Source organism: Bradyrhizobium sp. Mp27, from assembly GCF_029953005.1.
Classification (GTDB): domain Bacteria; phylum Pseudomonadota; class Alphaproteobacteria; order Rhizobiales; family Xanthobacteraceae; genus Bradyrhizobium; species Bradyrhizobium barranii.
Genome location: NZ_JASAUS010000032.1, coordinates 1 through 16,682, shown reverse-complemented (window position 1 = coordinate 16,682; position 16,682 = coordinate 1). Strand labels below are relative to the sequence as shown.

16 protein-coding genes are annotated in these 16,682 nt (G+C 64.1%); 13 read left to right on the top strand and 3 right to left on the bottom strand.

Annotation, left to right across the window (positions count from 1 at the left end):
- Positions 1-9: 9 nt before the first annotated feature.
- Together pqqA and QJT78_RS18250 are read right to left on the bottom strand one after the other, a co-directional pair.
- Positions 10-90 carry a pyrroloquinoline quinone precursor peptide PqqA gene (pqqA, locus tag QJT78_RS18255; protein WP_012029362.1) on the bottom strand — a complete coding sequence of 27 codons (81 nt, stop codon included), beginning with the start codon at positions 88-90 and terminating at the stop codon, positions 10-12.
- A gap of 171 nt (positions 91-261) precedes the next feature.
- Positions 262-654 (bottom strand): EF-hand domain-containing protein, encoded by a 393-nt coding sequence (locus QJT78_RS18250; RefSeq protein WP_028151284.1) that lies wholly within the window; start codon positions 652-654, stop codon positions 262-264.
- Between the two features lie 340 nt (positions 655-994).
- On the opposite strand from QJT78_RS18250, the gene QJT78_RS18245 reads away from it, so the two are divergent.
- The 6 genes from QJT78_RS18245 to QJT78_RS18220 all read left to right on the top strand — a co-directional run bounded on the left by QJT78_RS18245 (position 995) and on the right by QJT78_RS18220 (position 6,904).
- Positions 995-2,659 (top strand): methanol/ethanol family PQQ-dependent dehydrogenase, encoded by a 1,665-nt coding sequence (locus QJT78_RS18245; RefSeq protein ID WP_038952740.1) that lies wholly within the window; start codon positions 995-997, stop codon positions 2,657-2,659.
- Between the two features lie 10 nt (positions 2,660-2,669).
- On the top strand, positions 2,670-3,026 hold the full coding sequence (locus tag QJT78_RS18240) for a cytochrome c (protein ID WP_028151282.1): 357 nt from the start codon (positions 2,670-2,672) through the stop codon (positions 3,024-3,026).
- Positions 3,023-3,952 (top strand): transporter substrate-binding domain-containing protein, encoded by a 930-nt coding sequence (locus QJT78_RS18235; RefSeq protein WP_028151281.1) that lies wholly within the window; start codon positions 3,023-3,025, stop codon positions 3,950-3,952. The genes QJT78_RS18240 and QJT78_RS18235 overlap by 4 nt, the downstream gene beginning before the upstream one ends.
- Before the next feature lie 265 nt (positions 3,953-4,217).
- The gene (locus tag QJT78_RS18230; RefSeq protein ID WP_028151280.1) at positions 4,218-5,240 is read left to right on the top strand and encodes an FUSC family protein; all 1,023 of its coding nucleotides are present in this window, start codon (positions 4,218-4,220) and stop codon (positions 5,238-5,240) included.
- 101 nt (positions 5,241-5,341) lie between these two features.
- Positions 5,342-6,343 carry a tripartite tricarboxylate transporter substrate binding protein gene (locus tag QJT78_RS18225; RefSeq protein ID WP_028151279.1) on the top strand — a complete coding sequence of 334 codons (1,002 nt, stop codon included), beginning with the start codon at positions 5,342-5,344 and terminating at the stop codon, positions 6,341-6,343.
- Between the two features lie 135 nt (positions 6,344-6,478).
- A complete protein-coding gene (locus tag QJT78_RS18220; RefSeq protein ID WP_028151278.1) occupies positions 6,479-6,904 on the top strand; it encodes a hypothetical protein in 426 nt (141 codons plus the stop codon).
- 41 nt (positions 6,905-6,945) lie between these two features.
- Here QJT78_RS18220 and QJT78_RS18215 read toward each other — a convergent pair whose 3' ends face one another.
- A complete protein-coding gene (locus tag QJT78_RS18215) occupies positions 6,946-7,914 on the bottom strand; it encodes a helix-turn-helix domain-containing protein (RefSeq protein WP_014493617.1) in 969 nt (322 codons plus the stop codon).
- 515 nt (positions 7,915-8,429) lie between these two features.
- Between QJT78_RS18215 and xoxF5 the strand changes: the two genes are divergently transcribed.
- The 7 genes from xoxF5 to QJT78_RS18180 all read left to right on the top strand — a co-directional run bounded on the left by xoxF5 (position 8,430) and on the right by QJT78_RS18180 (position 16,345).
- Positions 8,430-10,241 carry a lanthanide-dependent methanol dehydrogenase XoxF5 gene (gene xoxF5, locus QJT78_RS18210; protein WP_028151277.1) on the top strand — a complete coding sequence of 604 codons (1,812 nt, stop codon included), beginning with the start codon at positions 8,430-8,432 and terminating at the stop codon, positions 10,239-10,241.
- A 120-nt stretch (positions 10,242-10,361) separates the two neighbouring features.
- Positions 10,362-10,844 carry a c-type cytochrome, methanol metabolism-related gene (locus tag QJT78_RS18205; protein ID WP_043900380.1) on the top strand — a complete coding sequence of 161 codons (483 nt, stop codon included), beginning with the start codon at positions 10,362-10,364 and terminating at the stop codon, positions 10,842-10,844.
- A gap of 57 nt (positions 10,845-10,901) precedes the next feature.
- Entirely contained in the window at positions 10,902-12,011 is a 1,110-nt protein-coding gene (locus tag QJT78_RS18200) for an S-(hydroxymethyl)glutathione dehydrogenase/class III alcohol dehydrogenase (RefSeq protein ID WP_014493614.1), read from the top strand.
- 33 nt (positions 12,012-12,044) lie between these two features.
- Positions 12,045-12,608, top strand: coding sequence for an S-(hydroxymethyl)glutathione synthase (gfa, locus tag QJT78_RS18195; RefSeq protein WP_014493613.1), 564 nt, complete (start codon positions 12,045-12,047; stop codon positions 12,606-12,608).
- Positions 12,609-13,262: 654 nt separating this feature from the next.
- Positions 13,263-13,715, top strand: coding sequence for a (2Fe-2S)-binding protein (locus tag QJT78_RS18190; protein ID WP_014493612.1), 453 nt, complete (start codon positions 13,263-13,265; stop codon positions 13,713-13,715).
- Position 13,716: 1 nt separating this feature from the next.
- Positions 13,717-16,029, top strand: a complete 2,313-nt coding sequence (locus tag QJT78_RS18185; RefSeq protein WP_028151275.1) for a molybdopterin cofactor-binding domain-containing protein — start codon at positions 13,717-13,719, stop codon at positions 16,027-16,029.
- 55 nt (positions 16,030-16,084) lie between these two features.
- Positions 16,085-16,345 (top strand): hypothetical protein, encoded by a 261-nt coding sequence (locus QJT78_RS18180; RefSeq protein WP_028151274.1) that lies wholly within the window; start codon positions 16,085-16,087, stop codon positions 16,343-16,345.
- Positions 16,346-16,682: the final 337 nt, after the last annotated feature.

The window sequence follows — 16,682 nt, the reverse complement described above, 5'->3', positions numbered from 1 at the left end:
TCGTCAGTCTTACTTGCGCGCAGCGCAGGCGTACATGTTGATTTCCATGCCGACCGGCACTTCCACGATCTTCGGAGCTTTCCAAGCCATTCGGGTCTCCCAAGGGTATTGAGCGCGACATCGCGCGGGGCAAAACCTAGGGCTGCGTCAGGTGCAGCGCAAGCCTGGAATCGAAGCGCAAACACAGCGAACTGTCGCATTATGCTCGCGAATTTCCCTCTCGGGCAAATCGCCTTCGCTCCCAGTCAAGCGCCGCGTCTCTCACCGCAACAAGCGCAGCAGCGCGCGGCCGGCGCGCGAGTTCAGCTCCTTCGCATCCAGCGTTCCGTCCCTGTCGGGATTCGCCGCGTTGAAGCGCTGCTCCACCACCGCGAGATATTCGTCGAGCGTGAGAGTCCCGTCGCGATCGGGATCGGCGGCGGCGAGTTCTTTCGCCGTTAACCGTCCGCGCAATTCGCGCGCGTCCAGCGTGCCGTCGTGATCGGGATCGAGCTTTGCGAACAGCGCGGCGGCCGCCTTCTTCACCTCGGCGAGATCGAGCGTGCCGTCATTGTCGGTATCGAACATCTTTACGGCGTTGCCGGAAGCAGCCCAAGCTGGACCGGACAGCACTGCAATCGTGAGCGCAAGCGCAACTGAGCGACGTGAAATCATCAAACCCTCCTGACCAGCCCCCCCGATTCGTAGGGGATCGAAACGACATAAGTCTACAAGCGAGCCCCGGTTCAAGCCCGGACTTGCAACCTGCGCACCGCACAACTCGCGGAACCCGACGGCCCGAACAGAGCGGCCGAAGCCGGCACTGCTTCATGCCACGGAATTTTTTCAGCGTCTGCGCACAAGTGAAAGTCGGTTGTCAGGTTTCTGTCAGGTGACCGGCATCTGGTATCCAACATATCGGCGACGCACTTGCGACTTTCGTATTGACGAGTTTTGCGTTCGGGCGGAGTGTTGCTCCTGCAGCGTCAAAAGGCGCGCATATTGGGAGGAACGGATGAAACGCTTTGCGATGGCCGCGAGCCTCGTCATGCTTGCATCGACTTGTGCGAGCGCACAGACCACCGAGCAACTGGTCAAGGGCGCGACCGATACATCGAACGTTCTCAACTACGGGATGGGCTACAATCTGCAGCGCTTCTCGACGCTGAACCAGGTCAACAAGGACACCGTCAAGAATCTCGTCCCGGTCTGGAACTACAGTTTCAACGACGATCGCAGCGAGGAATCGCAGCCGCTGGTGTACCAGGGCGTGATCTACGTGACCTCGCACAACGCCACCATGGCGGTCGACGCCAAGACCGGCAAGCAGATCTGGAAATCCAAGGTCGAGTATCCCGCCGAGACGCCGCGCATCGTCTGCTGCGGCATCATCAACCGCGGCGCCGCGCTCTATGACGGCAAGGTCTTCCGCACCACGCTCGACGCCAACGTGATCGCGCTCGATGCCAAGGACGGCAAGGAGCTGTGGCGGCAGAAGGCGGCCGACATCAAGGAAGGCTATTCGATGACGGTGGCGCCGCTGGTCGCCGACGGTGTCGTCATCACCGGCATCTCCGGCGCCGAGTTCGGCACCCGCGGCTTCATCGACGGCTGGGATCCGGCGACGGGCAAGCACCTCTGGCGTACCCATTCGATCCCCTCGCCCGACGAGCCCGGTGGCGACACCTGGAAGGGCGACACCTGGAAGCTCGGCGGCGGCTCGACCTGGATCACCGGCTCCTACGATCCCGAGCTCAACACGGTCTATTGGGGCATCGGCAATCCCGGACCGTTCAACTCGGCGGTGCGTCCCGGCGACAACCTCTACACCTGCTCCGTGCTGGCGATGGATCCCAAGACCGGCAAGATCAAGTGGCACTACCAGTTCTCGCCGAACAATCCGTTCGACTATGACTCGGTGGCCGAGATGGTCCTCGCCGACATGAATGTCGAGGGCAAGCCGACCAAGGTGCTGATGGACGCCAACCGCAACGGCTTCTTCTATGTGCTCGACCGCACCAACGGAAAGCTGCTTGCGGCCAATCCTTACGTGAAGGTGAACTGGGCGACCGGCATCGACATGAAGACCGGCAAGCCGATCGAGACCGACGTCTCGAAGGACGCGCGCGACGGCAAGAAGGTGACCGTCTATCCGTCGATCCTCGGCGGCAAGAACTGGGAGCCGATGTCGTTCAATCCGCAGACCGGCCTCGCCTATGCCAACACGCTCGCCTTCGGCGGCAGGTACAAGACCGAGCCTGTCACCTTCAAGCAGGGCGAATGGTATCTCGGCATGGACCTCACCGACCTCTGGGAGTGGGGTGACGGCCCGCGCGGTCATCTGAAGGCAATCGATCCCATGACCGGCAAGGCAAAGTGGGAAGCACCGAGCGACATCCCGCGCTTCTCGGGCGTGCTGTCGACCGCAGGCGGCGTCGTGTTCTCGGGCGCACTGACAGGCGAGTTCGAGGCCTTCGACGCCGACACCGGCAAGAAGCTCTGGCAGTTCCAGACCGGTTCCGGCATCGAGGGGCAACCGGTGACCTGGCAGCAGGACGGCGTGCAGTACATTGCCGTCACCTCCGGCTATGGTGGCGTCTATTCGCTGTTCTCCGGCGACGAGCGGCTTGCCAAGGTGCCGCCCGGCGGCTCGCTGTGGGTTTTTGCGGTCAAGCAATAACCACGGCCCGATGCTGAAGGACATATCTCACAAGACGGTGGCGACGATCGCCACCGTCGCGGTGCTGACGGTCGCGCTTGCGGCGACCGTTCCTGCCGCGGACGATGCAACCGGCAATCCCGTGCAGGCACAGATCGACTATGGCAAGTCGACCTATGCTTCGAAATGCTCGCACTGCCACGGCCCCAACATGATGAATTCCGGTACCATCACGCCGGACCTGCGCGCCTTTCCCGACGACAGGACGCGCTTCGTCACCACGGTGAAGAACGGCAAGAACAACAAGATGCCGCCCTGGGCCGACATTTTGAGCGACGACGAGATCGGCAATCTCTGGGCCTTCGTCTCGAGCAGGAGAAAGCCATGAGACCCTGGCTCGCCGCATGGAGCATTGCCGCGATCCTCGCGGCGGCGACCATCGCTGCGCGCGCGGCCGATGAGCCGCTGAAGGTTTGCCTCGACGAGGACCGGCCTCCGCTCTCGGTGCATCACAAGGGCAAGCCGGATGCCGGCTTCGACGTGCTGCTGGCGCAGGCGATCGCGGACCGGATCGGCCGGCCGCTGAAGATCCAGTGGTTCGAGAGCAAGCTGGACGAGGATTCGAGCCCACAGCTCGAGGCCAACGCCTTGCTCTCCGATGGGCGCTGCTCGCTGGTCGGCGGCTATGCGTTGACGACGGATTCCCTCGTCAAGCCCGGCATGAAGACGGCGCGCCTGCCGGATTTCGCCGGGGCCACGCGCGACGACCGGCGCCGCCGCGTCGCGCTCGGCGTGCTCGCGCCGAGCCAGCCTTACGTCTATTCGCCGATGACGGTGGTACTCGGGCAGAAAGCGCAGGGCCGCAAGATCGGTGACATCGGCGATCTCGCCGGCCTTCGCCTTGCGATCGAGAGCGGCTCGCTGGGCGATGCCATCCTGATGACCTTCGACAAGGGCCGCCTGATCGACAGCATCACCCATCTCGTCCCCGGCCGCGACGATCTCCTCGGCGCGCTCCAGCGCGGCGACCATGACGCGACGCTGATCGACCTCGGCCGTTTCGACGCCCACCGCGCCGCGCATCCCGACACGACGATCACCGCGTCGGGCTATTATTATCCGATCGGCGCCAATCGCGGCTATGTCGGGCTCGCCAGCGACGGCGCACTGATCGACGCGGTCAACAAGGCGCTGACCAGCCTTGCCGCCGAGGGCAAGATCGCCGAATTCGGCAAGCAGGCCGGCCTCACCTATCTGCCGCCGCGCGAGCCTGCGGTGCTCGGCGATGTCTGGGCGAAGATCATTCAAAGGTGACGTCGTCCGACGCGGGGAGCGGTGGCGGGCGAGCGTAGCCATTTACTCCGCTGTCATGCCCCGCCTAGTGCGCAATTGCGCACGGGGGCGGGGCATCCAGTACGCCGTGGCCTATCGGCTGAACCACAACCGTCTCGGAGTACTGGATCGCCCGGTCGAGCCGGGCGATGACAGCTAGGGTGTGGCGTGGCCATCGCTCCACGCGCTAAGGTGCAGGCGTAGTCCGGCGCTACGCGTCATGCTTCATTCGCCCCTTTGGTGCCCCGTGAATTCCCCCACGACACCCACCGCCACCAACTTGCGCGATCTCCTCTCCCGCGAAGTCAAGACCGGCGAACTCCTGCGCGCGCTGATCGTCGTCGGCCCGATGGTCGCCGCCTATTTCATCTCGCGCGAGACGGCGCTGCTGAACCTGGCGCTCGTCGCGGTCTCGCTGCTCATTCCGGCGCTGAGGCAGCACTTTCCGCCAAAAGTCGTCGCGTGGCATTATCTCGCCATTCTGGTCACCTTTGCCGCGCTTTTCCTTGCGGCTCCGGTCAAGCCGCTATTCGTGGTGCTGACGGCACTCGCCGGCTTCCTTGCAGTGGCGGGGACGCGCTATGGCGAACATTTCCGCACGCTTGGCAATTGGGTGTTCATCCCCGCCGTCTATCTCGCCTGCGAGGTGCGGGAGGGCGTGAGCGCCGGGGAAGCGATACGTCATGCCGGCGTGATCATCGCCTCCTCTCCGATCGCGCTGGCGCTCGTCTGCGCTATCCAGATTTACGACCAGCGGCAGCGCGGCAATGCCGCGACCTCGTTCGGACCGCCCGCGGCCGACTGGTTTCTGCCCGCAGCGGCAACCGCCATGGCGGTCTTTGCCGCAGCCGCCCTGGTCGAGATCTTCAACCTCGCGCAGGGGCAATGGGTGATGTGGTCGGCCGCTAGCGTCGTGGTCGGTGACCTCACAGCGTCCACCGGCAAGCTGAAGCAGCGGGCGAGCGGCGCCTTCGTCGGCGCGCCGCTCGGCTTTCTCGCGGGCCTTGCCCTGCCGCAAAGCCGCGTCGGCTACGCCATCGCGATTCTCGCGGCCACCCTCACCCTGATCTCGTTCTCCCGCTACGTCGTCGGCTTCGGCCTGCGCTGCTTCTTCATCGCGCTCGCCGCATCCTTTGCCGGCGGCGCCAGCGGCATCGCCGAGGAGCGCATCGTCAACGTGCTGATCGGCGGCACGTTCGGCCTGATTGCGGTGGCCCTGACCGAGATCGTCTGGCTGCGGGTCATGCGGAAGACCCGATCGCCCGGATGACGCGAAAAATGGGCACCGCGCGGCCTTGTCGAATGCGCCAATCTGTCTCGCCTACCACCCCAGCCTGATGCAGTAGGGTCGGCAAAAATCAGGAGGGAATCATGCCCGCAAAACTCGATCGCCGCCACTTCATTGCCGCTGGTACCAGCGCACTCGCGATGCCCTTCGTCCCGCGCGGCGCCTCGGCGCAAGGCGCATCGCAAGGCAGTTGGCCCTCGCGGCAGATCCGCATGATTTGCAGCTATCCCGCCGGCGGACAGACCGATTTGCTCGCGCGCGCCTATGGCGAATTCATCTCCAAGCAGGTCGGCAAGACCGTCGTGGTCGAGAACAAGCCCGGCGCCTCCGGCGCGATCGGCACCGCAGAGGTCGCCCGCGCCGAGCCCGACGGCCACACCATCCTGTGCTCGATCTCGACCACCTACATCATGAACCGGGTCGTGATGAAGAATCCCGGCTACGACATGGACAAGGATCTGACGCTGGTCAGCGTCATTCCGGGCGCCGGCCTGTTGCTGGTCGCGAACCCCAAGACCGGGGTCAAGACGCTGGAGGATTTCGTCGCCTTCGCGCGCAAGAGCGGCAAGGTCAACTTCGGCACCTATAGCGCGGGCTCGGCCCCGCACATGACGATCAACGAGCTCAACAAGCAGTACGGTCTTTCCATCGAGCCGGTTCACTACCGCGGCGAAGCGCCGATGTGGACGGGGATGCTGGAAGGCACGCTCGATGCTGCAATGGGCAGCTACACGGCGGCGCAGTCGGTCCTGCAAAGCGATCGCGGCACCGTGTTCGCCGTGCATTCGAAGAAGGTCGACGCGATCCCCGCCATCAAGACCCTCCCGGAGCAGGGCGCAACGTCGAAATTCTTCACCGTGAGCGGCTTCTCCGGCTGGGCCGTGCCGAAGGCGACGCCGCAGCCGGTGGCCGACCGCCTGGCGGCGCTCTGCGTCGCCGCCAACAGCGATCCGAAGGTGAAGGAGGTTCTCGCGACCTTCGTGCTCGAGCCGGCCATCGGCTTCAAGGAGACCAATGCCGTGTATCAGCACGAGTTGCCGATCTGGATCGAGAGCGCGCGGTCGCTCGGCCTCGAGCCGGCCTGAGCCTTGCGCGGCGCACGGGGCTGTCCCATCGCAGCCCGGCATCCGACCAAAGCCTAGTGTCGGAACCGCATTTTCCCGCTATGATTGTGCGCCGGTGCCGGACCTCTTCACCGGCGGACAAGAAAGGCCGATCGCATGACACCGGATGGCGTCGCCGTTGCCGTCATGATCATCCTGCTCTTTCCGATGGGCTATTTCACGCTGGCCTCGCCCGCCTTCCTGCTGGTGAAGCTCGATATCCAGCCCGTCGCCCAGCTCTTGCGTGGGATGTTCAACGCCCATTTTCTGGTGATGCGCGTCGCCGGCGTGATCGGGGCGCTGGCTTTCCTGCTCGACGGTCGCCTGGTCGCCGCGATGGGCGTCGGCCTGCTCGCGGCCCTGGCCATCTGGGGGCGCCGCTGGTTCATGCAGCGGATCGATGACCAGCTCCGCGCGAGGGACGCAGGCGATGCTGAAGCCCCGCACCGGCTACGCCGGCTGCATTGGAGCGGCATGCTGGGCAACGCGGTGCTGCTCGTCGCTCTCGTGACCAGCATTCCCTACGTCGCCATATCGGCCTGAGAGATATCGCCGGCGCAGCCCGCGTCGGCTGCGGCGCTCGCCTAATGCTCGCCCGAGGCCGCGGCGCCCTGCTGGGCCTTGTGGATCGAGGACGGCACCACGCCAAAATATTTCCGGAACACCCGGCTGAAATGCGATGAGCTGGAGAAGCCCCAGGAGAAGGCGACGTCGGTGATGGTCTTGCCGCCGTGCGCCTCGAGCTCCTGGCGGCAGTTCTGCAAGCGCGCCTGCCAGATGTAGTCGCTCACCGTGGTGCCGCGCTCGGAGAACAGCATGTGCAGATAGCGCTTGGAGCAGCCGAGCTCGGCGGAGATCTGGTCGATGCACAGATCCGGATCGCGCAGGTGCTCGCGGATGAAGAATTGCGCGCGCACATACATCGCCTCGGGCCCGACGCGATCGAACATCGTGTCCGCTTCGCGCAACGGCAGCAGCAAGAGGTCGATCAGCGAATCGGCGACACCGACCGCGCTGTTCGCCGACAGCTTGGCCGCCTCGTCGAAGGTGGCATGGACGAAATCATGGGCGATCCTCCCCGTCCCGGTCTTCGCCGACAATTTGCAGGCCGGCATCCGCTGCGACGGGAATCCGCGGTCGCGCAGCAAGGCCTTCGGCACGATCACCACGTCGTGGCGGGTGAAGGCGGGGCTGATGATCGAATGCGGACAGGAGACGTCATAGGCGATGATGTCGCCCGGGTTCAGCTCGATGTGGCGGCCTTCCTGCTCGAAATAGGACACGCCGTAGGTCTGGAAGTGAATCTTGATGTACGGGTGTTCATTGGCCTTGGCGCGCGCCAGCGTGTGCGCGATGCGATGCTGGCTGACCTCGATCTGGCAGAGCTTCAGGCGCGAGACGCTCGTGTAGTCGATGCGGCCCTCGAGCGAGGACGCCTCGAGCGGATCGACATCGAAATGCCCACACAGGCTTGTCAGCCCGTCGATCCAGCTCTGGATCTGCCGCTTCGGCGTCAGACCGGTCGTCGAGAGCGTGTGAATGGTGTCGGACATTAATCCAGCCGCTGGTTTCATCTGCAGATTCGACGCGAATCGCAACCAGCGCTGCCGGAGCCCTCAGCCATGATTGCGTGACGTTTACCTCGAATTTGAGCGGTCTGTTGCAACGAGCGCGATCGTTCCATTGCCACCCTTGACGGTTAATCCTCCGCCTTAGTTGCAGCGCCGTCAAGGGGAACCTGAGCGTCGAAGGCGTCGCGAAGCCGCGCGGAAGCCGCTGAATTCGCTACTGCAAAATCAAAAACTTCGCCTCCGTGCGCTGTCAAGCAAACCGGCTTCCCTCTTGGGCAAGTTTCCCGATGACGAAGTCGTTAGGGATTGCGGCAGGAACAACAAGAACGGGCCTCTCCTGCACGTGGACCCGTATAGCTCTCATCCGGAGGAGGAAACAGCACAGCATCGTTTCTGGTCCCAAACGTGACCGCCCTGCACGAGCAGACGCCGGACGAGAAGCCCGGTGATTAAGCAATGCTTCGGAAACAATAAACGAGACCAACGGAGGAATGACTATGCGCAAGGTGCTAATGGCGACCTATCTTGGCTCCGCGGCGATGCTCGCCGTCGGCAGCGCGTCAGCCAATGACGAGCTGATCAAGATGTCGCAGAATCCCAAAGACTGGGTGATGCCGGCGGGAGACTACGCCAATACCCGCTATTCGAAGCTGAACCAGATCAACGCACAAAACGTAGGCAAGCTCCAGGTCGCCTGGACCTTCTCCACCGGCGTGCTGCGCGGCCACGAAGGCGGCCCGCTGATCATCGGCAACATGATGTACGTCCACACGCCGTTCCCGAACAAGGTCTACGCTATTGACCTTTCCAACGAGAACAAGATCGTCTGGAAGTACGAGCCTAAGCAGGATCCGAACGTCATCCCGGTGATGTGCTGCGATACGGTTAACCGCGGCCTGTCCTACGGTGACGGCAAGATCATCCTGCATCAGGCCGACACCAACCTCGTCGCGCTCGACGCCAAGACCGGCAAGGTCGAGTGGTCGGCGACGAACGGCAACCCCGCGAAGGGCGAGACCGGTACGTCGGCGGCGCTGGTCGTCAAGGACAAGGTCCTGGTCGGCATCTCCGGCGGCGAGTTCGGCGTGCAGTGCCACGTCACCGCTTACGACCTCAAGAGCGGCAAGCAGGTCTGGCGCGCCTTCTCCGAAGGTCCGGATGACCAGATCAAGGTCGATCCGGCCAAGACAACGGCACTCGGCAAGCCGGTCGGAGCCGATTCCTCGCTGAAGACCTGGCAAGGCGATCAGTGGAAGATCGGCGGCGGCTGCACCTGGGGCTGGATGTCCTTCGATCCCGCTCTGAACCTCGTGTATTACGGATCGGGCAACCCCTCGACCTGGAATCCGAAGCAGCGTCCGGGCGACAACAAGTGGTCGATGACCATTTTCGCGCGTGACGCGGACACCGGCATGGCCAAGTGGGTCTATCAGATGACGCCCCACGACGAGTGGGACTATGACGGCGTCAACGAGATGATCCTCTCGGATCAGCAGATCAACGGCCAGCCGCGCAAGCTGCTGACCCATTTCGACCGTAACGGCCTCGCCTACACGATGGACCGTGAGAACGGCGAACTGCTGGTCGCCGAAAAGTACGATCCGAAGGTGAACTGGACCTCCGGCGTCGACATGGACAAGAACTCGCCGACCTATGGCCGCCCGAAGGTGCTCGACGCAGCGTCGACCGACAAGGCCGGCGAAGACCACAACGTGAAGGGCATCTGCCCGGCCGCGCTCGGTACCAAGGACGAGCAGCCGGCAGCCTACTCGCCGGACACGCAGCTGTTCTACGTTCCGACCAACCACGTCTGCATGGACTACGAGCCGTTCAAGGTGAGCTACACCGCGGGCCAGCCCTATGTGGGTGCGACGCTCTCGATGTATCCGCCGGCGGGCGAGACCCACATGGGTAACTTCATCGCCTGGGACGGCAAGACCGGCAAGATCGTCTGGTCGAACAAGGAGCAGTTCTCGGTCTGGTCGGGTGCACTCGCGACCGCCGGCGGCGTGGTGTTCTACGGCACGCTCGAAGGCTACCTGAAGGCGGTCGACGCCAAGTCCGGCAAGGAGCTCTACAAGTTCAAGACTCCCTCCGGCATCATCGGCAACGTCACGACCTATGAGAACGGCGGCAAGCAGTATGTCGCAGTGCTCTCGGGCGTGGGCGGCTGGGCCGGTATCGGTCTGGCAGCTGGTCTGACCGATCCGACCGCCGGTCTCGGCGCAGTCGGTGGCTACGCGGCCCTCAGCAACTACACGGCACTCGGCGGTACGCTGACCGTGTTCGCGCTGCCCGCAGCGAACTAGCCCACCCTTCGTGTCGCCCCGGCGCGTGGATCAACTCCACGCGCCGGCTCGTCTCCACCGAACGCCTTCGAGGATCATCTCTTGCGTAAAATCTGCTTTGTCATCGCTGCGACCATCTTCGTGACCTCGGGGGGAATTGCCGTTGCGGACGGTCCGGGCGACCCGACCGCCGTCAAGAAGGAAGACGACGGAAAGTGGCTCGATAAGGAAGGAAACCCGACCTACAAGATTTCGGCCGACGGTACCGTGGACTGGTTCACCTATTCCGGATATCGCCGCTATCATTCCGACTGCCACGTCTGCCATGGCCCCGACGGCATGGGATCCACCTACGCACCGTCGTTGAAGGATTCGGTCAAGACCATGAGCTATGGCGACTTCCTCGGCGTCGTCGCCTCCGGTCGCAAGAATATCTCGACCGCGCAGGAGAACGTTATGCCTGCCTTCGGCGACAACCCGAACGTCGCCTGCTACATGGACGATCTCTACGTCTATCTGCGCGCCCGCTCCGACGAGGCGTGGGGCCGTCAACGTCCCTCCAAGAAGGAGGAGAAGAACGAGACCTACACCAAGGCGGAAGACGCCTGCATGGGCAAGAAATGAAGGTTACCAGGACCGATACCACCTCGTGGCGTCCTGAGAGAATTTGAGGAGTTTACGATGAAGACACGTGCCGCCGTTGCTTTCGAAGCCAAGAAACCACTCGAGATCGTCGAAGTCGATCTGGAAGGACCGAAGGCCGGCGAAGTCCTGGTCGAGATCAAGGCGACGGGCATCTGCCATACCGACGCCTACACGCTCGACGGCTTCGACAGCGAAGGAATCTTCCCGTCGATCCTGGGTCATGAGGGCGCCGGTATCATCCGCGAGATCGGACCGGGCGTGACCTCGGTGAAACCGGGCGACCACGTCATCCCGCTCTACACGCCGGAATGCCGGCAGTGCAAAAGCTGCCTGAGCCAGAAGACCAATCTCTGCACCGCGATTCGCGCGACGCAGGGCAAGGGCGTGATGCCCGACGGCACCAGCCGCTTCTCCTACAAGGGCAAGCCGGTCTACCACTACATGGGCTGCTCGACCTTCTCGAACTTCACCGTGCTGCCGGAGATCGCCGTCGCCAAGATCCGCGAGGACGCGCCCTTCGACAAGAGCTGCTACATCGGCTGCGGCGTCACCACCGGCGTCGGCGCCGTCGTCAACACCGCGAAGGTCACGCCGGGCTCCAACGTGGTCGTGTTCGGCCTCGGCGGCATCGGCCTCAACGTGATCCAGGGCGCCAAGATGGCCGGCGCCGACAAGATCATCGGCGTCGACATCAACGACTCCAAGGAGGATTGGGGCCGCCGGTTCGGCATGACCGAGTTCGTCAACCCCAAGAAGATCACCGGCGACATCGTCGCGCATCTGGTCAACCTGACCGATGGTGGCGCCGACTACACCTTCGATTGCACCGGCAACACCACCGTGATGCGCCAGGCGCTGGAGGCCTGCCATCGCGGCTGGGGCACCTCGATCATCATCGGTGTTGCCGAATCCGGCAAGGAGATCGCGACCCGCCCGTTCCAGCTCGTCACCGGGCGCAACTGGCGTGGCACGGCCTTCGGCGGCGCACGCGGCCGTACCGACGTGCCCAAGATCGTCGACTGGTACATGAACGGAAAGATCCAGATCGATCCGATGATCACCCACGTGCTCAAGCTCGAGGAGATCAACAAGGGCTTTGACCTCATGCACGAGGGCAAATCCATCCGTTCAGTCGTCGTGTTCTAGCTCGAAAGCGTCACACCCAAGGAGGATCGACCCATGACTGTTGCACTCCATCCCTCGATCGATAACGGCGTCAAACAGGGTAGCGGCAACTTTGCCGGCGGCACACTGGTCTGCAAATGCACGGACCACCCGGTCAAGGTCGCGGTGAAGGGCGACGTCGCCCACAACCACGCCTGCGGCTGCACCAAGTGCTGGAAGCCGCAAGGCGCGAACTTCTCGGTGGTCGCCGTGGTGCCGCGCCAGAACGTCAGCGTGACCGAGAACGGCGACAAGCTCCAGATCGTCGATCCCTCGGCGGTGATCCAGCGCTACGCCTGCAAGGCCTGCGGCACGCACATGTACGGCCGCATCGAGAACAAGGGCCACCCGTTCTACGGCCTCGATTTCATCCATCCCGAGCTGTTCCAGGAGCAGGGCTCGCAGGCGCCGCAATTCGCCGCCTTCGTCTCCTCCGTGATCGAATCCGGCGTAAAGCCGGAACAGATGGCAGGCATCCGCTCGCGGCTGAAGGAAATCGGGCTCGAGCCCTATGACTGCCTGTCGCCGGCGCTGATGGACGCGATCGCGACCCACGTGGCGAAAGCCAAGGCCGCCTGAACAGGCTGCCTGACAAGGCCGCCTGAACAGGCCCGCCAGACCTTCGCCGTGCCCGTCCGCTCGCTGGCCCCGACCATCGCCAGCGAGCCGGACGGTCCGGCCCCCGGCCAAATCGCTGCGATGCCTCCGCTTCGCACGACGCAAGATGCGAGGGCCAAGAGCTCTTCAGATGAGCTCCTCAGTCCTGGTCTCTGAATGACTGCGCAGTGCCGCCCACTTCCCCCTCGAAGTCCGCGCCTCTGCGTTTCTCCCTCCCTCGACTGAGGCATCCTGCTTCGTCCGCGCAGTCTCTGCCGGACGAAGCTTTTTTCGTCGTGCACATTTCGCAGGCGCAGCGGCGTGATGTCGCGCCCTGCTTTTGACAAACCTTGGTTGCAATCCTTTCCCGTCAAGAACACCCGGCTGTGAACGCCGGGCCGGCGCGGTCTCTGCTACGATCGCGTCGTCACGATGCCGAGCGAATTCAATCAATCAAGAATAAGACGGGGAGGTATCGAGCACATCCGGACATCACGATTCGCATTCCTGCTTGCTGCCGGGATTTGCCCGCGCAGGAGACCAGGCAGGGATGCGGCGACACGACGAAACGGGCAGTGCGCCGACCTGTGTCGGCAATGTTGAAATCGACATGCTTATGAAGAGCGAGGGACCATCATGATCAAGGTGAAGATCAACGGCCAGGAACAGAGCTGGGACGGCGACCCGGATCTCCCGCTACTCTGGTTCCTGCGCGACGAGGCCGGGCTGACCGGCACCAAGTTCGGCTGCGGCCAGGCTTTGTGCGGCGCCTGCACCGTCATCGTCGACAAGGAGGCCGTGCGCTCCTGCATCACGTCGATCAACGACGTCGCCGGGCGCGAGGTGACCACCATCGAAGGCCTGCATCCGAACGGCGACCACCCAGTCCAGAAGGCCTGGCGCCAGGTCAACGTGCCCCAATGCGGCTTCTGCCAGGCTGGCCAGATCATGCAGGCCGCCGCGCTGCTGATGGAGAATCCCAAGCCGTCACACGACCAGATCCGCGAAGCGATGGCCGGCAACATCTGTCGCTGCGGCTGCTACCAGCGCATCGAGAATGCAGTCCATCTCGCATCGACGGGAGTGTGACATGAACTTCATCGAGAACCCGACGAAGCTCCGTGGCTTCGAAAAGAACCTCAAGGTCGAGAAGGTCTCGCGCCGCAGTATCCTGAAGGGACTCGGCATCACCGGCGGCTTCGTGCTCGCCGCACCCGTGATGTCGCGCCAGGCGTTTGCCTATGAGACCGGCGCCGGCAAGATGCCGCACGGCGTCGTGGTCGATCCGCGCGTCTTCGTTGCCGTTGCGCCCGACGGCACCGTCACCATCCTCGCTCACCGCGCCGAAATGGGCACCGGCGTGCGCACCAGCCTGCCGCTGATCGTCGCCGAGGAGATGGAGGCTGACTGGTCCAGGGTGAAGGTGCAGCAGGCCCATGGCGACGAGGTCAAGTTCGGCAACCAGGACACCGACGGCTCGCGCAGCACGCGGCATTATCTGATCCCGATGCGCCAGATCGGCGCCTCCGCCCGCACCATGCTGGAGCAGGCCGCGGCCAAGCGCTGGGGCGTGCCGGCGACCGAGGTCAAGGCCGTCAACCACGAGGTCGTCCACAGTGCCAGCGGCCGCAAGCTCGGCTTCGGCGAGCTCGCCGCGGACGCAGCCAAGCAATCGGTGCCGAGCATCGAAGGCCTCAAGCTGAAGGACCCCAAGGACTTCCGTTATCTCGGCAAGGGCCAGATCGGCATCGTCGATCTCCACGACATCACCACCGGCAAGGCGCGCTACGGCGCCGACGTCCGCCTGCCCGGCATGAAATACGCCGTCATCGCACGCCCGCCGGTGACCGGCGGCAAGCTGGTCTCGTTCGATCCGGACGCGGCGCTGAAGGTCCCCGGCGTCGAGAAGGTGATGCAGGTGCGCGGCTGGCCGTGGCCGTCGAAATTCCAGCCGCTCGGCGGCGTTGCGGTGATCGCGCGCAACACCGGCGCGGCGATCAAGGGCCGCGACGCGCTGAAGCTGACCTGGGACGACGGCGCCAACGGCAAATACGACTCCGTCGCCTATCGCAAGGAGCTGGAGGAAGCCTCGCGCAAACCGGGCCTCGTCGTACGCCAGGAGGGTGACGCGGACGCTGCGCTGAAGGCCGCCGACAAGGTCGTCGTCGGCGAATACTATCTGCCGCACCTCGCCCATGTCAGCATGGAGCCGCCGGTGGCGGTCGCCGACGTCAAGGGTGACAAGGCGGAGATCTGGGCGCCGGTGCAGAGTCCCGGCGGCACCCGCGAGGACGTCGCCAAGACGCTCGGCATTCCCGAGGACAACGTCACGGTGAACGTCACGCTGCTCGGCGGCGGTTTCGGCCGCAAGTCGAAATGCGACTTCGCGCTCGAGGCCGCACTGCTGTCGAGGGAGCTCGGCGCGCCGGTGAAGGTGCAATGGACGCGCGAGGACGACGTCCGTCACGACTTTCTGCACACCGTCTCGGTCGAGCGGATCGAGGCGGGGCTCGACAAGAACGGCAAGGTGATCGCCTGGCGCCACCGCAGCGTGGCCCCGAGCATCGCCTCGACCTTCGCCGCGGGTGCAAACCACCAGGCACCCTTCGAGCTCGGCATGGGCCTCGTCGACATGCCGTTCGAGATCGCCAACATCTCCTGCGAGAACCCGGAAGCCGCGGCGTTCACCCGCATCGGCTGGTTCCGTTCGGTCTCGAACATCCCGCGGGCCTTTGCGGTGCAGTCGATGGTCGGCGAGATCGCGCAGGCGACCGGGCGCGACCAGAAGGAGACGCTGCTCGCGCTGATCGGCAGTCCCCGCATCGTCAAGCCGGCGGTGAAGGACATGTGGAACTACGGCGAGCCCTATGACAGCTACCCGATCGACACTGCGCGCCTGCGCAAGGTGGTCGAGCTGGTCGCCGAGAAGGGCGAATGGGGCCGTCAGGTGCCGAAAGGCCACGGCCTCGGCATTGCCGTGCACCGCAGCTTCGTCAGCTACATCGCGACCATCGTCGAGGTGGCCGTCGACGAGAAGGGCAAGCTGACGGTGCCGCGGGTCGACACCGCGATCGACTGCGGCACCTATGTCAATCCCGAGCGCATCGCCTCGCAGATGGAGGGCGCAGCGATCATGGGGCTGAGCGTCGCCAAATACGGCGCGATCACCTTCAAGGACGGCAAGGTCGAGCAGAAGAACTTCGACGACTTCCAAGTCCTCAGGATGGATGAATCTCCTCTTGTCACCAACGTCTACATCGTCCCGCCCGGACCCGACACGCCGCCGAGCGGTGTCGGCGAGCCCGGTGTTCCGCCGTTCGCGCCCGCGCTGATGAACGCGATCTTCGCCGCGACCGGAAAGCGTATCCGCAACCTTCCGCTCGGCAAGCAATTGGAGGCCTAAGGCGGAACATTGAGCGGCCTCGCGCCGTTTCCATCGATCTGACAGGAGCAGATCGATGACCAACATCTCAAAGGCGCTCGCAGTCTCGTTGCTGTCGGGCGCCTTTTTCATGACGACCACGGCTGCGTTCGCTCAAAGCAACACCACCCCGCCGACCACCGCCACGCGCCCCACCGCGCCGGAGCAGAACTCGCTTCCCAACGCCGGCGCCCCGCCGCCCTCGACCACGCAGACCACCGGGCAGACCAGCTCCGATCCGAAGGTTCAGGAGATGAACCAGAAGGAAAAGGACAAGGTTGATCGGCAGGGGAAGTAGCGGTTCAGCGCCTGCGCCCACAAACCGCCGCTGGCCGTCATGGCCGGGCTTGTCCCGGCCATCCACGACCTCTGCCGCGGCACGAAGGACGTGGATGCCCGGGCCTTCGCCTCGCCGAAGCGGCTTCGGCCGCGCAGGCGGGACAAGCCCGGGCATGACGAGTTCGTGGCACGAGCACCGCACACGCAAAATGCGGCGGACGTTGCCGTCCGCCGCATTTGCCCCCTGCCCCGCGGGTCACTTCAAATTCCTCCGGGTGTGGTCAGTCAAATTCCTCCACCCGCGAGGCAGGACAAGGGACTGTTAGTTTGAGTTTGTTTCCCGGGCAAGAGCTTCA